This window comes from Paraliomyxa miuraensis, from assembly GCF_026337845.1.
Taxonomy (GTDB): domain Bacteria; phylum Myxococcota_A; class Polyangia; order Nannocystales; family Nannocystaceae; genus Paraliomyxa; species Paraliomyxa miuraensis.
On sequence record NZ_JAOVZF010000160.1, the window covers coordinates 326,940 to 348,016 of the forward strand.

A 21,077-nucleotide genomic window follows, 5' to 3' on the forward strand; every position below is an offset into this window, starting at 1 on the left:
GGAGGCCGAGCGGGGCGCTGTACTCTGCTCGCCCCGCATCCGACCGAGAGCTGGCGATACACCCAGCTTGCCCCCCGGAGGGGGGCATGAGGGAGGCCGAGCGGGGCGCTGTACTCTGCTCGCCCCGCATCCGACTGAGAGCTGGTACACCTGCTTGCCCCCGGAGGGGGGCTTGGGTCGGTCGATCAGGGTGCCCTGCTCTGCTCGTCCCGAGGCTTGGGGTAGGCCATGCAGCTGACATTCCTTTTGGCGGGGTTCGGCGGGAGGGTTGGGGTTTGACGGCTTCGCAAAGCGTGTAGACTCGCCCCCGCAATGCCCGCCGTCGACGAGCTGCCGCTGCAGGAGGTGCTGCAGGCCCTCGCTTCGACGCCCAAGGGCAACCCACAGCTGCGCGCGGCGTTGGCCACCACGTGCGCGCGATGGTTGCTGCTGCGCGGGGAAGAAGAATCGGCGGTCCGCCACCTGACGCACGCGCTCGAGATGGTGCCCGACCTCCGGCCCGCGATGCGGCTGCTCCATCGCGTCTATCTGGGCAAGGGCGACGTCCGCTCGGCGGTGATGTACCTCGACCAGGAGATCCGAGCGACGCGGCACCCTCGTGAAGCCGCGGCGCTCTATCGCGAGCGCGGCCAGCTGGTCGAGGCCCACTTCCACGACCTGGCCGCGGCCCAGCAGTGCTACCAGGCCGCGCTCAAGGCCACCCCACGCGACCTGGCGGTGCTGCGTGCGGTCGAGCGGGTGTCCCTGGCCCGCGGCGAGCTGTTCTCGCTCATCACCAACCTCGAAGCACAGCTCGAGGTCGTTCGCGATCCGGCGCTGAGCGCCGGCATCCTGCACGATCTGGCCCTGCTCGAGGCGCGGCACAAGGGCGACCTGGCGCTGGCGGGCGACCTGCTGCTGGCGGCGCTCGATCTGGTGCCCGGACACCTGCTGCTGGCCACCGACCTGTTTCGCGTGGCCGAGGTGGCCGGCGACACCGAGCTGATGCTCCATGCGCTCGAGATCGAGGCCGAGTCGCGACCGCCCGAGCGCCGCGCGATGCCGCTGGCCCGCGCCGCGGTGACCCTGCGCGAGCACCGGGAGCGCACGGGCGCGCTGCTCCTGCTCGAGGCCGCCGCCCAGTCCCAGCCCCACAACGCCAGCCTGTGGCGCAGCCTCGAGGAGCTCTCGATGGCCATGGGCCGGCACGACATCGCGCTCGAAGCCTGCGTGGGGCAGCTGCGAGCGATCGGCGACGACGAGGACCCGGGCGTACGGGCCGAGCTCTTCTATCGCATGGGCAAGCTGGCGCTGTTCCGGCTCGACCGGGCCAGCGAGGGCCTGGCCGCCATGCGCAGGGCGCTGCGGCTCAATCCCGGGCACGTGCCGGCCATCGAGGACACCGGGCGCTTCCTCAACGCCAACGGCATGTGGGCCCAGCTGCTCGAGCTGGTCAAGCTCGAGATCGCCAGCGCGAGCGAGGCCGGGCTGACCCGCGAGGAGGTGGCGCTGGCCAACCTGCGGGCGGGGCAGCTGATGGAGGAGCGCCTGGGCGAGCTCGATGGCGCCCGCGAGTGCTACGAGGCCGCCATCACCGCGCACCCGGGAGCCCGCTCGGCCCGCGACCGGATCGAGCGCGTGCTCCACCAACAAAGCGACGCGGCCGGCCTGCGCACCTACTACACCGAGGAGCTGTCGCGGGCGAAGTCGGCGGCTCGACGACGCTTCCTGCTGTCGATCCTCGGCCAGCTCCACGCGCGCGACGACGACCCGGCCGAGGCCATCAAGTACCTCGCGGCGCTGCTCAAGGAAGACCCCAAGCACCTGCCGTCGCTGCAGGTGCTCGCGCGGATCCTCGCCCGGGCCGGACGCAACCGCGAGCTGCTCAAGGTCACCGAGCAAGAGATCGCGCTGACCGAGAGCATGGGCCGCAAGGCCAAGCTCCTGCACCGCGCGGGGGAGCTGGCCCTGCACCTGCAAGAGCGCGAGCAGGCACGCGACTGCTTCGAGCAGGCGCTCGACGCGGTCGACGACCACCTCCCCAGCCTCGAGATGCTCGAGGCGCTCCTGCGCGAGGAGGGCGACTGGGAGGGGCTGGTGTCGCTGCTGCGCAAGAAGCTGCTCTACGCCAACGACCGCGCGCGCCAGGTCGGCCTGCAGCTCGAGGTGGCCACGCTGCTCGCGTCCAAGCTCGGCCGCAAGGTCGAGGCGCTCGCCGAGCTGCAGCGCCTGCTCAAGCGCTGGCCCCGGCACCTGCCGGCCCTGCACGCGGCCGAGAGCCTGGCCCAGAGCCTGGGCGAGCAGCGAACGCTGCTGCCGCTACTGGAACAGCACATCGCCTCCGTCACCGGCCCCCGCACCCGAGCGCTTCTGCTGCATCGCTCGGCCGAGCTGCGCACCCAGCTCGGCGACGACGAGGGAGCCATCCGCGATCTGGTGCGTGCGCTCGAGCTGTGGCCGCAGCTGGGAGTGGCCCGCGCCCGCTTGCTGCGACTCTACGAGCGGCTCGGTCGCAGCCGCGAGCTGCAATCGTTCGCCGAGGCCGGGCTCACCTCCGAGCGCGGCGCCGACGACCGCCGCGCGATGGCCCTGCAGCTGGCGGAGCTGTCGCCCAAGGCGGTGGTCGCCATCCAGTACCTCGGCGCCGTGGCCGAGGCCAGGCCCGAGGACTACGTCACCCAGCTCCGGCTCGCCCGTGCCTGTCGCCAGGCGGGCCGTCCGTCGCGCGAGGCCGGCGCGCTGCAGGCCGCGGCCGGGGTGTTCGCCCAGCAGGTGGCGCAGCCCGACGATCCGCATCTGCAGGCGCTGCGCTTTCGGGCCGCACGAGCCGAGGAGGCGGCCGGCAACCTCGATCAGGCCGACGAGGGCTACGCGCGCATCCTCGACGTCGAGCCCGGCCATCGGCTGGCCCAGCGTGGGCGCCTGAGGATCAAGGCTCGCAAGCGCGAGGTCGGGCTCACCCGCAGTGCTCGCGAGCTCGAGGCCGCCGCCGCCACGACGGCCGGAGCCGAGAAGGCCGCCTACCTCACCATCGCCGCCGATCTTCACGAGCGCCGCCAGGATCTCGAGGGTGCCATGCGCAGCATCGACGCCGCGCTGGCTGCCTACTCGGAGTACCTGCCCGCGCTCCATGCCCGGGCCCGCCTGCTCGAGCGCCGCGGCGATCACGTGGCCGGGGCCGACGCCATGGAGATGCTGGTGGCGCTTTCGTGGTCGCTGCAGAGCCCCAAGTACCGCGCGGTGGCCCTGTGTCGCGCGGGCACCCTGGCCCTGGGCCGGGGGCGACGCGGCGAGCCCAACCCCGAGGCCTGGCAGATGTTCACCGATGCGCTGGCCGCCGATCCGAGCAGCGACCGTGCGTTCCGAGGCCTGCGAAGGACCCGGGCCCTGCACGGCACCAAGGGGGCGCCGCCCATGGCCGAGGTCCTCACCGCGCGCCTGAGCAGCATGCGCGAGCGCAAGGTGCTGACGGCCTCGAGCCTGCGCGACCTGGCTCGGCTGGCCTCGGAGCTCGAGGGGCCGCAGCACGCGGTGGTGCTCCTGCGGGCGGGCCTGGACGTGGCCGCCGAGGATGCGGGGGTCCGCGTCGACCTCGCCCAGGCCTACGCTCGCCTCGGCCGCTGGCGCGACGTGGTCACGGAGCTCGAGCTGGCCTTGCTGCGGGAGATGTCGCCCGAGCGCGGCGCCGCCCTGCACTACTTCGCGGGCGACGCCCACCAGCGCGCGGGCAACCTCGCCGCAGCCGTGCCGCACTACCTCGCCGCCGGTCAGGGCGGCTACCACCCCAAGCACGCCCTCACCGCGGCCGATCGGATCGCCGCGCGCGTGGGCGACCTGGCGCGTCGGGTGGAGGCGCTGCAGCTGCTGGTCGAGATCGGCGACGGCCCCGAGCGCGTGGCGGGGCTGCGCTCGCTGGCCCAGCTCCACCGCGGCCCGCTCGGCCAGCCCGACGTGGCGGTCGAGCGCATGCGCGAGCTGCTGCTGCTGCGCCCCACCGATCTCGACGTCATCACCGAGCTGTGGCGGCTGCTGCGAAGCCTCGAGCGCCGAGACGAGGCCACCGCGGTGCTCCTGGCCGGCGTGGCCCACCATCGGGCCTGGCTGCGCTCGGCGGGCCTGAGCGATCCGTACGCAGCTCCCTCGGCGGGTCCTTCAGCGGAGGCTCCCGAGCGCCCGCCCGTGGCCCTCACCGGCGCTCCGGTGCAGGGCTTGCTCCACCTGTTCGAGGCCATGGGCGAGCACGACGGGGTCTACCTCGCGGCCACCGTGCTCGACGTGATCGCCCCCGAGCGCCTCGGCGATGGGCATCACCCCGACGTGCTGGTCACCGAACCCTGGCCGCTGCCGGAAGCGCAGGAGGGTCGGCCGTTCGACGGCCTGGTCGGCGACCTGCCCGTACCGGCGGCGCTCGATCTGCTGCGCGAGGGCGTGTTCTACCTGACCGAGATCCCCGAGGCCGAGCCTCCGCCGGTGACGCTCGACCCCCAGCGCGCCCTGCCCGGCAACAACCCCGTGGTCCTGGTCACCCGCGCCCTGGCCGAAGCCATGGGCATGCCCGTGCCGAGGATCTACGTCGACCCGTCCGGCGAGGACGAGGTGCGCGCCTACCTCGGCAGCACGCCCTCGTTGGTGGTGGGCCGACGGATCAACACCACGCCGTTCGGTGCCGCCGCCCGCGACGCGATCGGCCGAGCCCTCCTGCGGCTGTCCACCGGCGGCGATGCGCTCCACTTCGAGCTCCCTCCCGAGCGGCTGCTCGCGCTCTTGCTCGCCCTCGCCGCCACCGCGGGCGCGGAGCCCCCCGTCCCGCCCGAGCACGACGAGGAGTACTTCGCCCTGGTGCTCGACGCGCTCTCCGAGGGCTCGGTCACCGACATCGCCGAGCTCGCCAATGCCTTCTGCGACGGCATCGACGGCTTCGATCCCGCACAGCTGCTCGAGACCCTGCGGGTGGCCGAGGACCGAGCCGGGACCGTGTGCGCCGCCGATCCCCGCCCGCGGCTGCGCGAGCTGGCCGAGCAGGGCCTGATCGCACAGCCCCGCGGCACCGCGGTGGTGGGCTACCTGCTCTCCGATGATCACCTCACCCTGCGCCACAACCTCGGCTACCTGACCGAGGTGGCCACTCCCATTCGCCGCGACGAGGAGCCTTCCGCGTGAGCCACGGGGACCAGGACGGTGATCTGGAGATCGAGCTCGTCGAGGAGCTCGATCTCGTGGACTTCGAGGAGAGCAGCGGCCTGCTCGACCTCACCGATCTCGTCGAGGAAGCCCCCGACGATCTGGGCGAGGGCGGCGAGGCCCCGCCACGCCTGGTGGACGACCAGGGCAGCCTGTGGCCGGCTCACTCGGGGCTGCACTCGACCATGCTGTCGACCGCAGGCCCCACCAGCGGGGCCGAGGCGTGGCTGATGCTGGTCGAGGAGCTCGCCGAGGAGAGCCGCCTGACCGAGGACGAGGGCCTGCGCGGCGCCATGCAGTGCGAGGCCGGTCGGATCCTCATCGATCGCCTGGGCCGCAAGGAAGAAGGCGAGCTGCTGCTCGCACGCAGCGGCTCGCCGATCGCCGAGGTGCTGCGCGCCCAGGTCGAGGGCGGGCTGTCCAGCCTCGCGGCCGAGCTGGCCGCGCTCGAGCAGGCCGGCCGCGACACCACCAACGACGACGACGAGCGCGCCGCCTCGTGGATCGAATTCGGCCAGCTGTGCGAGGAGCGAACCTCCAACCTGCGCCGCGCCTACGAGGCCTATCGCGAGGCGCTGCGGCTGTCGCCCCATCATCCCATCGCGCTGGGCCTCGCCACCGATGCCGCCACCTTCCTCGGCGATCCCGTCGCTGGCCAGAAGCTGCTGCGCGAGCTCATCCCGCAGGTCTCCTCGTCGCGCATGCGCGCCGCGCTGCTGCTCGACCTGGCCGAGCTCACCGAGGACCCCGACGAGCGCCTCATCGTGCTCGAGCAGGCCCACCAGGCCGAGCCCCGCGAAGAGACCGCGCTGCGCCGGCTGTCACGCGCGCTGTCGGCCTCGGGCGATCACGAGACCCTGGGACAGCTCTATCGCGAGCTGGCCGCCGTCGCCGAGGACCCGATCTCGGCCAGCACCGCGCTGCACCTCGCGTTCCTCTCGCTCGCCCGCTCGGACGACTCGGTCGACGAGCTGGTGCTCGAGCTGGCCAACCGCGCCGACGACAGCGACGACGGTGCCGCCGTGCTCGCGCCGCTGGCCGAGGTCGCCCTTCACGTCGAGCAACGGATCGCCGCGGGTGAGGACCCCAAGGGGCTGCCCGAGAACCTGGGCGTGCTCGAGCGGCTGTCGCGGAGCCTCGACGATCCGCGCGAGCAAGCGCTGGTCCGCGAGCAGCTCGCCCGCATCCGCCTGCAGCAGCTGCGCGCCGACGACCAGCCCTCCGACTCCCCCTCCCCCGGCGACACCTCCACCGGGCTGCGCAAGCTCTCCGAGGACCGCGCATCGCTGTGCGAGCGGCTCGAGGCGGATCTGCGCTTTTGCCTGGTCCATCTGCCCGAGCACCGCTGGGTCTGCGAGGCACTGGCGGAGGTGCTCGACTACCAGCACAACCTCCCCGCGCTGGTCCTCCACCTCGAAGAGTGGGCGCGTACCCAGTCGGCCGGCCCCGGCCGCGCCACCATCTTGCTGCGCCTGGGGCGGGTCCACGAGCACTCGCGACGCGACCTGCCGCGCGCGGCCGAGATCTACGAGCTGGCCGTCGCCGAGGATCCCGACAACCCCGACTGCCTGCGCGCGCTGGGGGGGATCTACGAGAAGATGCGCCGCTGGCCCCAGGCGGTGGCCAACCTGCGCCGTCAGATCGACGAGACCCACGACGAGTACGAGCGCCTGGCCGCACTGCGCCGCCTGGCCACCATGGCCGAGCACGAGCTCGGCGACGTCGATCTCTCCATCGCCTCGCTCGAGAAGGTCGCCCGCGACGACCCCGAGGACATCCTCGCGCTCTATCAGCTGGCCAAGCTCAGCCGCGCCCATCGCCGACCCGCCGTGCTCATCACCGCGCTGCAGCTGCTGGTCGATCGCGTGCAGGACGAGATCGCTCGCACCGCCGCGCTGGTCGAGCTCGGTGAGGTGCTGGAGCTGCACCTCAAGAAGCGCCGCGACGCTCGCGACTGCTACGAGCGGGCACTCCAGCTCACGCCGGGCTACACCCCGGCTCTGCGCGCGCTCGCCCGCCTCTATCGCGACAACGGCGAGCTGCCGTCGCTGGTCGAGCTGTTCTCGCCCACCAAGGACCCGATCACCGATCCGGCCGTGCTCGCCTACAAGGCCGGCCGGATCTACTTCGAGGAGGTCGGCGACGTCGACAAGGGCATCGAGAAGCTCGAGGAGGCCTACCAGACCAACCCCGACCTGGCCCCCGCCCGCGAGCTGCTGCTGCAGCTGCTGACCGCGCGCCACCGCATCGAGGAGGCCTACGACCTGCTTCGCGCCCAGGACCTGCCCAACAGCGCCCCGTTGCAGGCCGACCACCACTACCGGCTGGGGCTGCTCGCCGAGGCCATCGCGCGCCAGCACCACCGCGAGACCGGCATCCGCCCCGGCGCCGGCAAGGACGGCCTGCACCCGGCCAACGACGCCGCGCTCCAGCACTACCGCGCCGCGCTCGCGGCCCAGCCCGATCACGGGCTGGCGTTCGAGCGCTCGCGACGGCTGCTCGTGGCCCACCACGACGTCGACAACCTCGTGCGCCTGGTCGAGGCCCTGCTCGAGAACGGGGGCGACGACGCCATCGCCGTGCACCTGGTCCAGCTCGCTCGCATGGCGCTCGGCACCAGCGAGGGCATCCCCGCCGCCCGTCGGTCCTACGAGGACGCCATGCAGGCCGCCCCCGACGACGCGCTGGTGCGGCGGCAGCTCGAGAGCATGCTGCGGCTGGTCGGCGACCACAAGTCGCTGCCCGCCCTCTACTTGCGCACCGCTCGACACAGCGACGACACCCACCTCAAGGCCACCCTGCTGGTCGAGGCCGCCGAGCTGCTGCTCACCACCGGCGCCCGCGAGGACCACGATCTCGCCGGCAAGGCGATCCTCGAGGCACTCCACGAGGATCCCGGCAATCCCTACGCCGTGCGCCACCTCGAGCGGCTGCTCAGCGAGCCCGAGTCGCCGTTCGTCATCAAGGACGCCGTGTCCGCCCGCGCGGTGCGGGCCCAGTCCGATGCCGAGCGCGCGATCTTCTACGTCGAGAGCGCCGAGCTGCTCGAGCGCGTGGGCGCATGGGGCCAGGCACGCCGCGCCTACCTCGCCGCCAAGGGCGCCCTCCCCGACCTCGCGCCCGCCGACCTCGGTCTTGCGCGCACCGCCAGCGACAAGCGTCGCAGCACCACCGCCGTTCGGGCCCCCACCTCGATCCACGTGCTGGTCGCCGAGGCCCGCGATGCCATGGTCCGCGCGGCGCGAGGCGATGCCACCGCCCGCGAGCGCGCACTCAAGATCATCGCCGAGATCCTGCAGCGCGACACCCAGAACCGCGACGCGATCGCGCTGGCCCGCACCCTCGCCGGCCAGGCGGGCGACGCCGGCCCCGTCATCGAGCTGCTCACCACCGCCTTCCCCCGCCTCACCGACCCCGACCTCCGCTACGAGCTCGCGCTGTTCCTCGGCGAGCACGCCGTGGCCCAGGACGTGGCCGTGCGCTACTACGACGCCGCCGCCAAGGCCAAGCCCGACGGTCGCCGCGCCCTGCGGGGCCTGGTCAACGCCTACCGCAAGATGGGCGACGACCGCCGCGCGGCCGAGGCCACCGAGCGCCTCTTGCAGCTGTTCGATCCCACCGAGCCGTCCGCGATCGACCTGCGCATGGGCATCGCCTCGTTCCTGGCCGCCGACCCGCAGACGCTGCCCCGCGCCATCGATCACGCGCGCATCGTCTTGCAAGCCCGCGGCGACGACCCGCGCGCGCTCTTGCTCATGTCCGACCTGCTGCAGCGCGCCGACCGGCGTCCCGAGGCCGCCGAGCTGCTCGACCGACTCGCCGCCCGCGAGCGCAACCGCGATCGCCTGCACGACATCTACCTGCGCAAGGCCAAGCTCCTGGCCGACGTACCCGGGGCCGAGGCCGCCGGCCTCGAGGCGGTCGAGCGCGCCGCCGCCATCAACCCGGGCAACCGCGAGACGATCTCGCTGCTCGTCGATCAGCTCAACCGCACCGGTCAGAGCGCCCGCGTCGCCGCCTATCTCCAGCCCATCCGCAACGCGCTCGTCGCCAACGTCAGCCGCGGCGCGGTCTCGCTGCGCGACCTGGGCCTGCTCGCCACGGTCTCGCGCCGGGCCCAGCCCGACCTCGCCCGCATGGCCAGCGACCTGCTCCAGGCGATGGAGCCCTCGCCCACCACGATCGCGATCGATCCATCCCGGGCCGCCACCCGCTCTGGTCTGCGCCGCGTGCTCGAGACCGCGTCGCTGCGCGTGGCGCTCTACTCCGCCGGCGAGCCCCCGCTGCTGCACAGCCTGCTGCAGTCGCTCGACTCCGTGGTGGCCCGGCTCTCGCGCGAGTTCCCCGTCGTCAACAACACCGACGCCGTGCCCATCCCCCCCAGTGCCGATGTGGCTCGCCTCACCGCCTTTGCCGAGCGCTGCGCCGCGCTGGTCGGCGCGGCTCCCCCCAAGCTCGGCGCCACCGCGTCCCCCGGTGCGGTCGTCTACCTCGCCGAGCCCGTGCCCACGCTTCGCCTCGGCACGGGCCTGTGGCAGCAGGGCGATGCCGCCGCGCTCGAGGGCCTGGTGGCCATGGCCATGGCTCGCTTCTGCCTCGGGGCCCCACGAGCCCGCGCGCTCTCGCCGATGGCCATGGATCTGCTGCTCGCCGCCGCGTTCGAGGCCGTCGGCGTGTTCAACCCGATGACCGCCGACCCCGACCCCCGACGGCTCAAGGAGCTCGCCGGGCACCTCGCCAAGGCGCTACCGCCTCGACAGCGACGCGCGCTCGAGCGCCAGTGCCAGGGTCTGGCCAACCATGCCTTCGACGCGACCTCGCGCGCGATCCAGAGCACCGACCTGCACGTCGCCGCCTTGCTCACCGGCACCCCGGGCTCGGTGCTCTCCGCCGCCTGCCTGCTCGACGGCAGCAGCGCCGGCGGCCTCAAGCAGCGGATCAACCGCTCGCGCACCGCCCAGGAGCTACTGGCCCACCTGCTCGGCGACCCCTTCCTCGCCGCTCAGACCACCGCCCTCCAGGACGACGAGTAGGGGCAAGGCTGCGGGGCGAGCAGTGTAGAGCGCCCCACTACCCGCCAACAAAGCCCCCCTCTGGGGGGCAAGCTGGCTGCACCACCAGCCCCAAGCCGGCTGCGGGGCGAGCAGTGTAGAGCGCCCCCACTACCCGCCAATAAAGCCCCCCTCTGGGGGGCAAGCTGGCTGCACCGTCAGCTCCAAGCCGGCTGCGGGGGGCTTCATGAGCCACCCATGCCGCCCTGCTGCTGGACCACCCGCAGCAGGCTCGCGACCTGGAAGCCGAGCAAGCGCGGCACCCACGGCAGCGTCTCCGGGGCCTCGTTCGATCGCAGCTCGTTGGCCGCGTCATGGGCCAACCGCGCGAGCGCGCCCTTGCCCTCGACCCACAGGCCCACCGCCGTGTCCTCGAGCGCATTGGCCAGGGTCGTGCGCAGCCCCTCGCGAATTCCATCCTGCCCCTCGAGGGCCTGGCGCATCAGCTCGGTGCGAGCGTCGTCGTCGGTGGGCTGCGGCTTGTCGCCGTGGATCTCGGCCGCGCGCTGCAGCACCGGCTCGAGGTCGACCAACGGCGGCCATAGCTGCACCGAGGCACCCGTCAGCAGCTCGTCGATCTTGCCGCCCTCGAACGCCGGCTCGCCGGCGAGCGACTCGCCCAGGAACTGCGCCGTCGGCCGCTGCGACGGTGCGTCACCCAGCCGCGGCAGCGCCTCGTCGAGCGCTCGCGGCACCGAGAAGCCCTTGGCCAGGGTGTTGCCGCGCGCCCACACGATGCGCGCACGCAGCCAGTCCACCGGCACCTGGCGCCCCTCGTGCTGGCGCTGCCAGTCACGCTCCAGCCGGCCGCGCTGTCCGTCGGTCTGCTGGTAGGCCCCGAACTCCAGCACGCGATCCTCGGGGCTGAGCGCCCCCACGTACAGGCGGGCCCCGCTGTGCTCCTGCGGCAGGCTCAGCATGAAGCGCAGCGCCCCCGCCAGGCTGCGGGTGTCGACCGTGGCCAGCGACTCGAGCGAGCCGCGAAGCTCGGCCTGCACGTTGCCCGCGCTCCAGCTCCGCGACGGACCCTCGGGGATCGCCACGCCACGGCTCTCGAGCGTGTGCAGGGCCTTGCGGACCGCCTTGCGGACCTTCTTGTCCGCATGATCGCGCAGGTCCACCAGGGCTTGGGCATCGCGCTGCGACAGCAGCGTGGGAATCGAGTCGAGCACACCTTGGGGATCGCTGGCCATCGTCGTCAGGACCTCGTCGCCGAAGAGGCGGCGGGCTTACTACATCCCCTGATCCATCGCAAACGTCGGTCGCAGGTTGGCGCCCGTCCCCCAGCGCGCTCGCTTCCACTGGTCCTCGTGCCCGGTCTGCCAGCGCAGCGCAGTGCGCAACATCCGCAGCGCCACCCCACCCTCGGCCCGCAGGTCGTGGTGCTCGCCGGGATCGGCCCGAAGGTCGTAGAGCTGCTCGTCGAGCCCCGCGCCGAGCAACAGCTTGTGGTCGCCCACGATCGCCGCCCGGCTGCCGTCGCCCAGGTACGCCAGCACCAGGCGAGGCGGAGGCTGGGGATCGTCGATCACCGGCACCAGGCTCTCGCCCTGCCAACCATCCGGCGCCGGTGCCCCCACCAGGTCGGCCAGCGTCGGCCCCAGATCCAGCAGATCCACCGGGGTCGACACCTTGCCGGGCGCGAGCAACGTGGGCGCTCGGACGATCAGCGGCACCCGAATGCTCTCCTCGCGAAGGTTGCGACCGTGTCCTGCGCTCCCGTGCTCGAAGAACTCCTCGCCGTGGATCCCCATCACCACCACGATCGCATCGTCGAGCCGCCCCGCCTCGCGCAGCGCCGTGAGCAGCTCGTCGACCGCCCGATCCACCACCTGCAGCTCGCCCCGATAGAGCCGTCGCACGTAGCGGAGCTCATCGGCCGAGGGCTCGTGCTTGCCCGTGTACACGCGCCCCACCCAGATGTGGGTCAGGTGTGGCAGCGGAGCTCCGAGCGGGGCCTGCAGCTCACCGAGCAGCTCGCGTGGCGGCTCGTAGGGCGCCTGTGGATCGTCCACGTCGATGTAGAGGAACCAGCGCTCGGAGTGGCGCTGTACCAGCGACAACGCGCGCCGCGTCACCCCGACCGCGTCGTCCTCCTCCTCGTTGCCGATCGCCTGACGCAGATCGAAGCCCTGCGCCAGCCCGCGCTCCTCGCCCACGTAGGGGTTGGCCGTGACCAGCGCGCGCAGGTAGCCCGCGCGCGCGAGCACCTCCGGCAGCATCACCTGGCCATCGGCCACGAACGTCCCGCGCACGGTCAGGTGCACCGGCGGCGCCACCGACGACAGCCACGCGGCGTGACTGGGCACCGCCGCGGATCCCATCGCATAGGCCCGCTCGAACACCATCGATTCCCGTCGCAGCGCCTCGATCGCCTCGAGCGACGGACGGCGCCCCGGATCGAAGAACGCATCGGCTCGCGCGCCCTCGATCGCCAGCACCACGATGTCACGCGGGGCGCGGGGGCGCTGATCCAGCGGCAGGGTTCGATGCGCCACGAGCTCCGCCGCCCGCAGCACCGCCCCGCTGTCGCCTCTCGATCCACGCGCACGGATCTCGAGCCGCGTCGGCACGCCCCCCCATGCGGTCAGATCGAGCTCGCGACGCTCCCCGGCCGGCCGCAGCGGCTCCTCCCACAGCACCGTCGGCGGTCGCCCTTCTCGGTGATCGGCATCCGAGCTCGCCGTGACCAGCAGCGCTCCCTGCCCTCGCACGTCGAGCAGCAGCTTGCCGCGACGCGGCGGCACCACGTAGTACGCCAGTCCGGTCCCCGCCGTCAGCTCCAGCGTGGCCCCTCCATCGGGCTGCGGCTCCACGCCAAACGGGGCCACGTGCTCACCCTCGGGCTGCAACCCGGTGATGCGCTCATGACGACCCAGCTCCACCAGCGACACCGCGGCCGCCGCCGGCCCCCCCGCATGCTCACCCACGTGCCGAAAGTGCAGCCGCAAGCGGTTGTCCCCCGGGTGGATCCGGTCGGCCGGCAGCGACAGCGTGCGCCGCTGCCACCCCTCGGACAGCCGCAGGTGCGCCAAGGGCTGCTCCTCCCACAGCACCGTCACCGACTGCCCTTCCACCAGCGGACACAGCTCGATCGCCAGAGCCAGCCCCGCATGCTCGTCCGTGTCGGGATTGAGCGCCGGAGACAGCTCGCCATCGATGGGAACGTCGATCGACACCGTGCGCGCCCGCACCACCCCGGCCATGCGCTCCTGCACCTCCACGCCCTGCTGCCACTCCGCGTTCTGCCCCAGCGCAAAGTGCTTGCTGGCGCTGCGCCGAGCCAGGTCGATGTAGACCGCGTCCTCGCGGATCACCACCGCGCTCGGCCGCTGTGCGATGAGGTCCAGCCAGCGATCGGTACTCTCCACGCGGGCCACCGGAGCCACCAGGTGCGGAGGCTCGGGCTCGGGGCTCGGTCGCTGCGCCATCGTCGACCCGTCGTCTCCACACCCGCTCCCGAGCCCGAGACCCAGGACCGCCGCCAACAAGAGCCACCGCGCGCCTCGGCCTCGGTTCACGCGTCCAGTCCCTCTGCGCGGCGCCGTACTCGGCCGCGTACCGCCCACGCCCACAGTCCCAGGGCCCCCGAGATCGCCAGCCATCCGGCGGCTTGGTGCAGCCACGGCCAAAGTCCCGCCCGTAGCGAGGCCTCCACCCAGGCCAGCACCCCCAGCACCCCCAGCACCCCCACCGCCACCACGCCTCCGCCCTGCTGTGGTGAGCGCCGGTGATCGAAGATCATGAGCACCGTGCACAACGTGATGATCCCGGCGCCGAGCGCCATCGAGGCATCGGGCAGCCCTCGGGCCAGCGTCACCACCCCGTGCCCCAGCGGACCCTCGCGCCACGTCTGCACCAGCGATGGGCGCACGAAGGGAAGCGGCCATGGCAGCGCCAGCAGCAGCAGTTGCGCCAGGGTGCCGGCCAGCAGCAGGCCCCCCGTCACACGTCGCCGCAACCCCGCCCAGCCAGCACCGGCGAGCGCCGACAGCAGCACCACCCACGGCGCCGGCCCAGCCCACAGCGGCTCGGGTGCCCGCAGGCTCCATCCCTGGCGCCACAGCTGGCATCGCACTCCATAGGTGCGCGCATGCTCGATCACCTCCACGCGCAGCAGATGCGGCTCACCGAGGGTCAGCACGTCGTCGGCCCGCACCGCGGCCTCCGCCTCCTCCCTGATCCACGACGGGCCCCCCTCCTGCACCACCATCACCGGCAGCGATGGCTGCCCCTCGTACGAGCCCGACTCGACCTTCAGGCCCGCCAGCGCATCGACCCGCTCGAGATCACGGGCGATCACCGAGCGCAGCACCCCGCGATCCACTGCGTCCCAGTCGGTCCACAGTAGCCCCACCAACGCCATCAAGAGCGCCATCAAGGCGACTCCCGCGCGTCGCGGGGGCATGCTCGGGTGCTCCAACGAGGACATCGGCTCGCTGGTTTGTATCGCGGATCTTCGCTCGGCCGGTAGGCGGCCGGCGCAGCGCGCCGGCTCCCCCGCTCGACGGTCCAGCCGATTCAGAGGCCGAGCGGATCGGGCGGCAAGGTGAACACCACCGTCAGCTGGTCCTCCGGCGTCGCCAGCAGGACCGCCTCCCGCACCCGTGCGACCGCGGGATCTCCCGCGTCCCCCGGCTCGATCACCGCCAGATCCTCCAGCAACAGCTCCAGCAGCGCCTTGCGCATGGCGGGCTCGGCCATCTCCAGGAGCACCGTCGCCGCCTGGGCCCGAGCCCGCGGCGAACCATACGCGGCTAGCCCGATCGCCATGCGCCAGCGCAGGGTGAACGTACGGCTGTGGCGGGCCACCGCCAGCCGCAGCGCCTCCATGTGCGCGGGGTCGACGAACGCCTCCGTCCCTGGCGCCAGCTCGTTGCGCCGCCGTAGCGTCACCAGGATCGTCTGCGCCGCCAGGTCCATCGGCCCCACGTCATCCGGCCCCAGCGCCGGCGGGCTCCCACTGGCCAGCCCCACCCACGCCCGCCCGATCGCATGGGCCTGCTCGAGTTCGGGGCTCGGCCACAGCGCGGGAGCCAGGCGCTGGCGTGCGTCGGCATCGACCCACGGCTGCTCGGCCAACGCACGGGCCAGCTGCTCCCGTACCGCGAAGCGCCGCGCCGGCTCGACCCGCGCGACGAGGTCCGCAACGTGAGCAGCGGGCTCGTCGGCTCCCGCCGCCGTCTCCCGCATGCTCCATCCCCGATCGATCCCCGCCAGCCCCACCAGCACCAACGCCTGCTCGAGCGCAGGGTCGTGGAGCCCCGGGGTATGCATCAACGCCTCTCGCAGGCCTCGCAGGCTCAGCTCGCGCTGGCCGGTCGCGTGCGCATGCCGGGCCAGATCACGCCAGGTACGGGCCGGCTCTTGCGAAGCCGCCCCCGCGGCGGTGGCGAGCAGCGAAGCTTGCTGCTCGCGTCCCGCCACCATGGCCAGCGCCGCGTGCACGGTCAGCGCCCGGGGGGCCTCCAGGGTCGCCTCGTGCGCGAGGACCTCGGCCAACGCATCGGCGCTGGCCACGAACCCATGCTCCCGCATCAGCGGCACCACGTAGCGCCCCGCGCAGCCGAGCCCCACGTCGGACTCGATCGCTCGACGCAGCAGGACCGCCCGCCTTGGGTCCTGCGCCCCATCGAGCATCGTCTTCAGCGCTTCGGACAGCGGCCCCGTGGCATCCGGTGCGAGCAGCTCTCCGAGCGTGGGACAGGCATCGATCGGCGCACCAGGCCGCTCGTGATGCTGCGACACCGCGACCTGCTCCGCCTCGTGCTCGACCACCCACGCCTCACCCAGGGTGCGCTCGACCAGCTCGCGATCCGCATCGTCCTGGCACGCCCCCCCGCAAAATGCCGCAGCAAGACGCAGGGCGGTGCCCGCCGCCGCCACCACGCGCTGCGACTGCGGCCCCGTGCTCACGCTCGCCACCGCCCACGCCTGCCATGGGCGCCCGTGGGCGAGGTGCCACGCCGCCTCGTCGGCCACGCGCGCGTCGGCCTGCAACGTTCCGCGCGCCAGCGCCCGTGCGCCCACGTACCGCTGGATCTCGAGCCCACGCTCCCCTTGTCCGGCCGCCGTCCGCAATCGACCCTCGAGCAGCAACGCCCCGAGGTTCTGGGGCGTCGGCTCGACCCGCGAGGTCCAGTGCTCCGGCGCCGTCACGCCCTCCACCTCCTCGACCGTCGGCGATGCCTCGAGCGCCGGCGACGGAGACGATGGCTCGCTCTGCGTCGTGGCCGGCTCGCTCGGGCCGGCCGCTTCGCTCGGCGCCGCGACCGGAGCCCGCCGGGGTCGCCACTGACTGCTCAGCGCCAGCTCGGCCCCCGTCACGTCGCCGGCCCACGCCAGCACCCGCCACCCCTGCTCACCGGCCGCCTCGGTCGCGCGAGCGAGCCACACATCGAGCTCGCCGGGTCCGGTTCGCGACCGCAGCGTGACCGGGACATCGGACATCACCGCCGCCAGCCGAAGCTGCGCATAGGCGGTCAGGTCCGCATCGCTGCTCATGACCGCGGGCGCCAGATCGGTCCAGCGCTGCTCCCCCACGAGGCCACGGACCTCGTCGTCGGTCATCAACGCCTCTCCCGCCCGACCACGAGCATCCGCCACGAGGATGGCGGCCACGTCCTCGGCGGGCAGCTGCACCCCTTGACGGGCAGCCTCGTCTCGCAGCGCCTCCGGCCCCTCCTTGCGAGCCCGCTCGAGCGCCGCCTGCCGAGCCTGGCGCCGAGCCTGCCCATCCGCCTCCTCACACCCATCGCCGCACTGGGAGCGTGCCACCCTGGCATCGACCTCGCCTTGCGCCGAAGCATCCACGAGCGCCCGCAAGCGCTGCAGCTCCGCCACCGCCGCTGGCTCGGTCGGCTCGCCACAGATGATCCGAGCCCGCTCGAGGTCGCGCTCGGCCGCGAGCCCGGCCCCCTCGGCCGCCCAGACCGCGGCGCGGCGTCGTAGCAGCGGGCACACGTCCGCCCGTCCTCGCAGCGAGTCTTGCTGAAGATCGACCGCCCGCGCGTAGTGGGAGGCGGCAATGCCATCGAGTCCGAGCGTGCGCTCGAGGTCGGCAAGCGCCACCAACGAGCGCAGATCACCACCGTGTCGAAAATCGGCCAGCAGCACGCCGCGGGCCTGCTCGTGGCGTCCCCGCTCGGACAGCGCGGTGGCAAGGCTCCGCGCGGCTCGTCCCCGAGGAGGGCTGCGCATGGCCTCGGCCTTGGCGATCGCCTCGTCGTACTCGCCCTTCTTGGTCAGCCGTACGACTGCACCGCCACACCCGGCCGTGGCGAGCAGCACGGCGGCTGCGAGCACGCTCGCCCGCCACGACCGTCCTACGGACGCGCTCGCGCGCGAGGCTACGGAGTCGTGGCCTCGCACTCGACCGGCTCCTCTTCCGAGACCTCGTCCATCAGGCGCTGTAGCAGGGCAGCATCGTCCCTCCGCAGGCTCGCGCGACCCTGCTGCACGATGCACAGGTGTGGCACCGCCGGCTCGGGATCTCCCAGGAACACGTAGGCTTCGGCCAGGCGAAGGTGATTGAGCAGCTCCTGTGGCTGCTCCTTGGCCAGGGTCTCGAGCATGGACAGGCCTTCTTCCGAGTCGCCGTGCTCGAGCAGTCGCGGCGGTGCCATCACCCACAGCGAGCCGAGCATGCGAGACGCCGCGCGGGCTCGAAACTCCGGATCTCGCTCGATGCTCTCGAGGGCGAAGCCCTCGGCCTCCCCAACCAGCTTGCCCGCCTTCACTCCACGCAGCTCGGCCACGCGTCCTGCCACCGCGGCCCGGGCGAACGCGTAGCCGGCCGAGCCATCATCGGAGAGCGCTCGGACCTGCTCCAGCGCTCGCACCCGATCGTCCTCGGTGCCCGTGCCCTGCTCGATCAGCGCCTCGAGCTCGTCGGAGAGCTCGAGCGCGCTGCGCTGGGGAGCGGTGGTCTCATCGGGGACGACGTCGGCCTCGGCCGGTGGGCGACAGCCCAGCGCGACGAGCAGGACCAGCCAGATGGGACGTGGCATCGGCGAAGGCATAACACGGTCGCGCCCGACGACGCGACGCGGGTCTTCGGGGTCAGCCGTCGTAGGCGGTCTGCTGGGCCGCGAACGCATCGGTCTCGACCCGCCGCGGCGCCTTGAGCCCGGCGGCGTCGCACACGTCCTTTCCGTTGCCCTCGCAGATCGCTTCGATGGTGCCCTTGAAGCTCTCGACCTGCTTGGCCGCCGCCGAACCGAACGACACGACCACGATGGCCGGCAACTTCTCCGAGCCCCACACCGGATGGAGCATCGCGCCGCCATCGATCTTGCTCATGGCCACGACCTGCGCATCGTCGACGAGAGCACAGGCCGCCTCACCGTCGATCACCGCCTTGAGGGTCTGCACCGGACGCTTGGTCTCCACGACGGTGAAGTCGGAGAGATCGAAGGCATCACCGGAGACCACGGCATCGATGAAGCGAGGATCGCCGGTGTGGTTGGTGGCCAGCGCCTGCCCCCTGCACTCGTCGAGGGTGAAGTGCTCCTTGCTGACCACGAAGTACTGGGCACCGCCGGTGGCCGTGGCATCGGCCACCGCGAGCGGCTGGAGCTCCTGGGCCTTGCGCAGGCCGAGGTAGGCGCCAAAGCTCAGGAAACCGAACGACGGCTTGCTCTCCTTGATGAAGGTCTTGGCCTTGCTGCGCTTGGTGAAGTACTTGCCGACCACGGTCGACCAGTCATTGGCGCGCCCGATGGCTTCCATCAACGAGTCCACGTACCCCTGGGCCGCGCTCGTGGAGCCGGTACCGTTCTCGCTGATCACTGCGATGCTCACGGGCTCTTCGAAGACGGCGGCGTGAGCGGTGGGCATGGCGATGGAGGCGAGCGCAGTGGCACAGACCAACGAACCAAGGAGGGTGTGGGATAGCGCAGGAGCTGCCATGGGGAACCTCGGGCGCCCTTAGACGGGCCCGCTCGCGCAGTATGCAACGAGGGGGGCAAAGGCCCAGATTGGAGGCCGTGTCCTGGAGCACACCCACCGCCCCGGGGTCTTGAGCAACGTCACATGCATCCCGCCGCGGCGCGTGGCTGCTCCCTCGATGAGGTGCGCTCTCTACGCGGCGCTACGGGAGCGCGTGAGCACGAACATGGTCAGCGCCGCACCACCCAGGATGGCGACCACCAGGGCCGACGTCCCGAGCTCCGATCCCCACGACAACACGCTATGAGCCTGCTCGGCCCAGCGCGCGGTGGACTCCGGAACCATGGTGAGCACGATGTACGCGAGCACGCCCGCGACCGCGTGGAACGTGCCCAGCAACATCGCGCGCTGGAGCGGCGGTAGACGAGTTCCCGTTCGCGGGCTCGGCAGCGACCCCACCACGCGGGCGGTGAAGAAGGGATCGAAGGAAGGCGTGGCATCTTGCGACGACGACCACAGCGCGAGCTCGCCTTCGACGTACTCCGCAAGTGCGGCCCGGCACTGCGGATGCTGCTCGACCAGCGCACGCGCCTCCTGTGGCAGCCACTGGTCTCCCCATGGATCCTCGCGTAGCTGAGCCGACGAGATCTCGAGCTCGGCCAGGATCGCGTCGAGGCGCTCGAGCGCAGCATCGTCGTTCACGGCAGCGCTCCTCCCATGTGCTGCCGTAGCAAACGCTTGGCGCGATGTAGATGGGTCTTCACCGTGCCGAGCGGGAGATCGAGGATCTCGGCGATCTCCGGATAGGACACTTCTTGGAGGTAGTAGAGCACGATCACCGCCCGATAGCGCTCGGGCAGCTCGTCGATCGCGGCCTGGAGATCGCGACGCAGATCGGCACGAGGGGCACTGAGCGCATCATCGGGCGCGGCCGCTCGCACGTCGTAGTCCTCGGGCAGCGCGGCGAACGAGCGAGTCCGGGTGCGGTGGTTCAGGTAGACGTTGTAGCCGATGCGATAGACCCAAGTGCCGAAGCTCGAGCGCCCCTCGAACGCCGGAAGACCTCGATAGGCGCGAAGGAACACCTCCTGCGCCAGATCATCGGCGAGGCTCCGATCGGCACACAGGCGCAGCAACAGCGCCCGGACCTTGGACTGATGACGACGGACCAGCTCGGCGAAGGCGACGCGATCGCCTCGACCGGCCCGCAGCACGAGCGTGGGCTCGGCGACGGCATCGAGCTCGAGCGGCTCGCGGCCGGTGAGCAGGCCGGGCTCGAGGATGGACAGGGTGTCACTCGAAGCGTTGGTCATCACCGCACCTCCCTGGGATCCGGCCGGGCATCCTTGCGCGACGGTTCGTGGGCCTCGGCGGTGGCCAGTCGGTAGCTGACGAGGTAGCCGATGCCGATGAACGCGGGGACGAGACCGCCGGCCGCCATGCCCCGGTCGCCGAGCATCATGCCGGCCACGAGCAAGCCCAGGCCCGCGAACACGAGCACGACGCCCTTGCGGAGGTCACGGCGTGCGGGCGCGGTGAACATTCCATCGGGTGGCTCGAAGCCTCGCTCGATCAGGTGGCGCGCCACCTCGAGCCGGCGCTGCTCGGTGGCCAGGCGCATGCGTCCGATGGCGATCACGACCACCGCGGCCAGGCCCAGGAAGGCAAAGCCCACCCCGCGTAGATCGTGGCACTCGACCGAGTCGCCCGCGCGATGCGGGTCGAGACCGAGGATCCCGCCGAGGGAGGACAAGCCGTCCACGCACATGTCGCCGCCGTGGATGATCGCGCGGGCGAAGCCGTCGACGATGCCCATCACCTCGGTGCCGAGTCCGAAGCTCCCGCCGAGCCCCAGGGGAGCGGCATGGGCCTGCGGCACGAATGCCAGGAACGCCAACAACGAGGCGGCAAGGCCGCCGACGACGGAAACGGGGATTCGTGCGGATGTCATGGGCAGGCAGGGAGCCGAGGCGTCGG

The 21,077-nt window shown here is 72.3% G+C and carries 11 protein-coding genes; 2 read left to right on the plus strand and 9 right to left on the minus strand.

What is annotated here, in order from left to right:
* The first annotated feature begins 312 nt into the window (after positions 1-312).
* Both OEB96_RS34675 and OEB96_RS34680 read left to right on the plus strand, forming a co-directional pair.
* Positions 313-5,139, plus strand: a complete 4,827-nt coding sequence (locus OEB96_RS34675; RefSeq protein WP_266221136.1) for a tetratricopeptide repeat protein — start codon at positions 313-315, stop codon at positions 5,137-5,139.
* Complete coding sequence (locus tag OEB96_RS34680) at positions 5,136-10,193, plus strand: tetratricopeptide repeat protein (protein WP_266221137.1); 5,058 nt, start codon at positions 5,136-5,138, stop codon at positions 10,191-10,193. The genes OEB96_RS34675 and OEB96_RS34680 overlap by 4 nt, the downstream gene beginning before the upstream one ends.
* A gap of 203 nt (positions 10,194-10,396) precedes the next feature.
* On the opposite strand, the gene OEB96_RS34685 is transcribed toward OEB96_RS34680, so the two are convergent.
* The 9 genes from OEB96_RS34685 to OEB96_RS34725 form a co-directional block, all read right to left on the minus strand.
* Complete coding sequence (locus OEB96_RS34685) at positions 10,397-11,404, minus strand: hypothetical protein (RefSeq protein ID WP_266221138.1); 1,008 nt, start codon at positions 11,402-11,404, stop codon at positions 10,397-10,399.
* A 39-nt stretch (positions 11,405-11,443) separates the two neighbouring features.
* Entirely contained in the window at positions 11,444-13,732 is a 2,289-nt protein-coding gene (locus OEB96_RS34690; RefSeq protein ID WP_266221139.1) for a sulfatase, read from the minus strand.
* The gene (locus OEB96_RS34695) at positions 13,729-14,643 is read right to left on the minus strand and encodes a hypothetical protein (protein WP_266221140.1); all 915 of its coding nucleotides are present in this window, start codon (positions 14,641-14,643) and stop codon (positions 13,729-13,731) included. Before OEB96_RS34695 ends, OEB96_RS34690 begins: the two co-directional genes overlap by 4 nt.
* Positions 14,644-14,732: 89 nt before the next feature.
* Positions 14,733-17,516, minus strand: a complete 2,784-nt coding sequence (locus OEB96_RS34700) for a hypothetical protein (protein WP_266221141.1) — start codon at positions 17,514-17,516, stop codon at positions 14,733-14,735.
* A 44-nt stretch (positions 17,517-17,560) separates the two neighbouring features.
* Positions 17,561-18,220, minus strand: a complete 660-nt coding sequence (locus OEB96_RS34705) for a hypothetical protein (protein WP_266221142.1) — start codon at positions 18,218-18,220, stop codon at positions 17,561-17,563.
* Positions 18,221-18,272: 52 nt separating this feature from the next.
* Positions 18,273-19,049, minus strand: a complete 777-nt coding sequence (locus OEB96_RS34710) for a hypothetical protein (protein WP_266221143.1) — start codon at positions 19,047-19,049, stop codon at positions 18,273-18,275.
* A gap of 243 nt (positions 19,050-19,292) precedes the next feature.
* Entirely contained in the window at positions 19,293-19,802 is a 510-nt protein-coding gene (locus OEB96_RS34715) for a hypothetical protein (protein ID WP_266221144.1), read from the minus strand.
* Entirely contained in the window at positions 19,799-20,413 is a 615-nt protein-coding gene (locus tag OEB96_RS34720) for an RNA polymerase sigma factor (protein WP_266221145.1), read from the minus strand. The genes OEB96_RS34715 and OEB96_RS34720 overlap by 4 nt, the downstream gene beginning before the upstream one ends.
* Entirely contained in the window at positions 20,413-21,051 is a 639-nt protein-coding gene (locus OEB96_RS34725; RefSeq protein WP_266221146.1) for a DUF6249 domain-containing protein, read from the minus strand. The genes OEB96_RS34720 and OEB96_RS34725 overlap by 1 nt, the downstream gene beginning before the upstream one ends.
* Between the last annotated feature and the right edge of the window lie 26 nt (positions 21,052-21,077).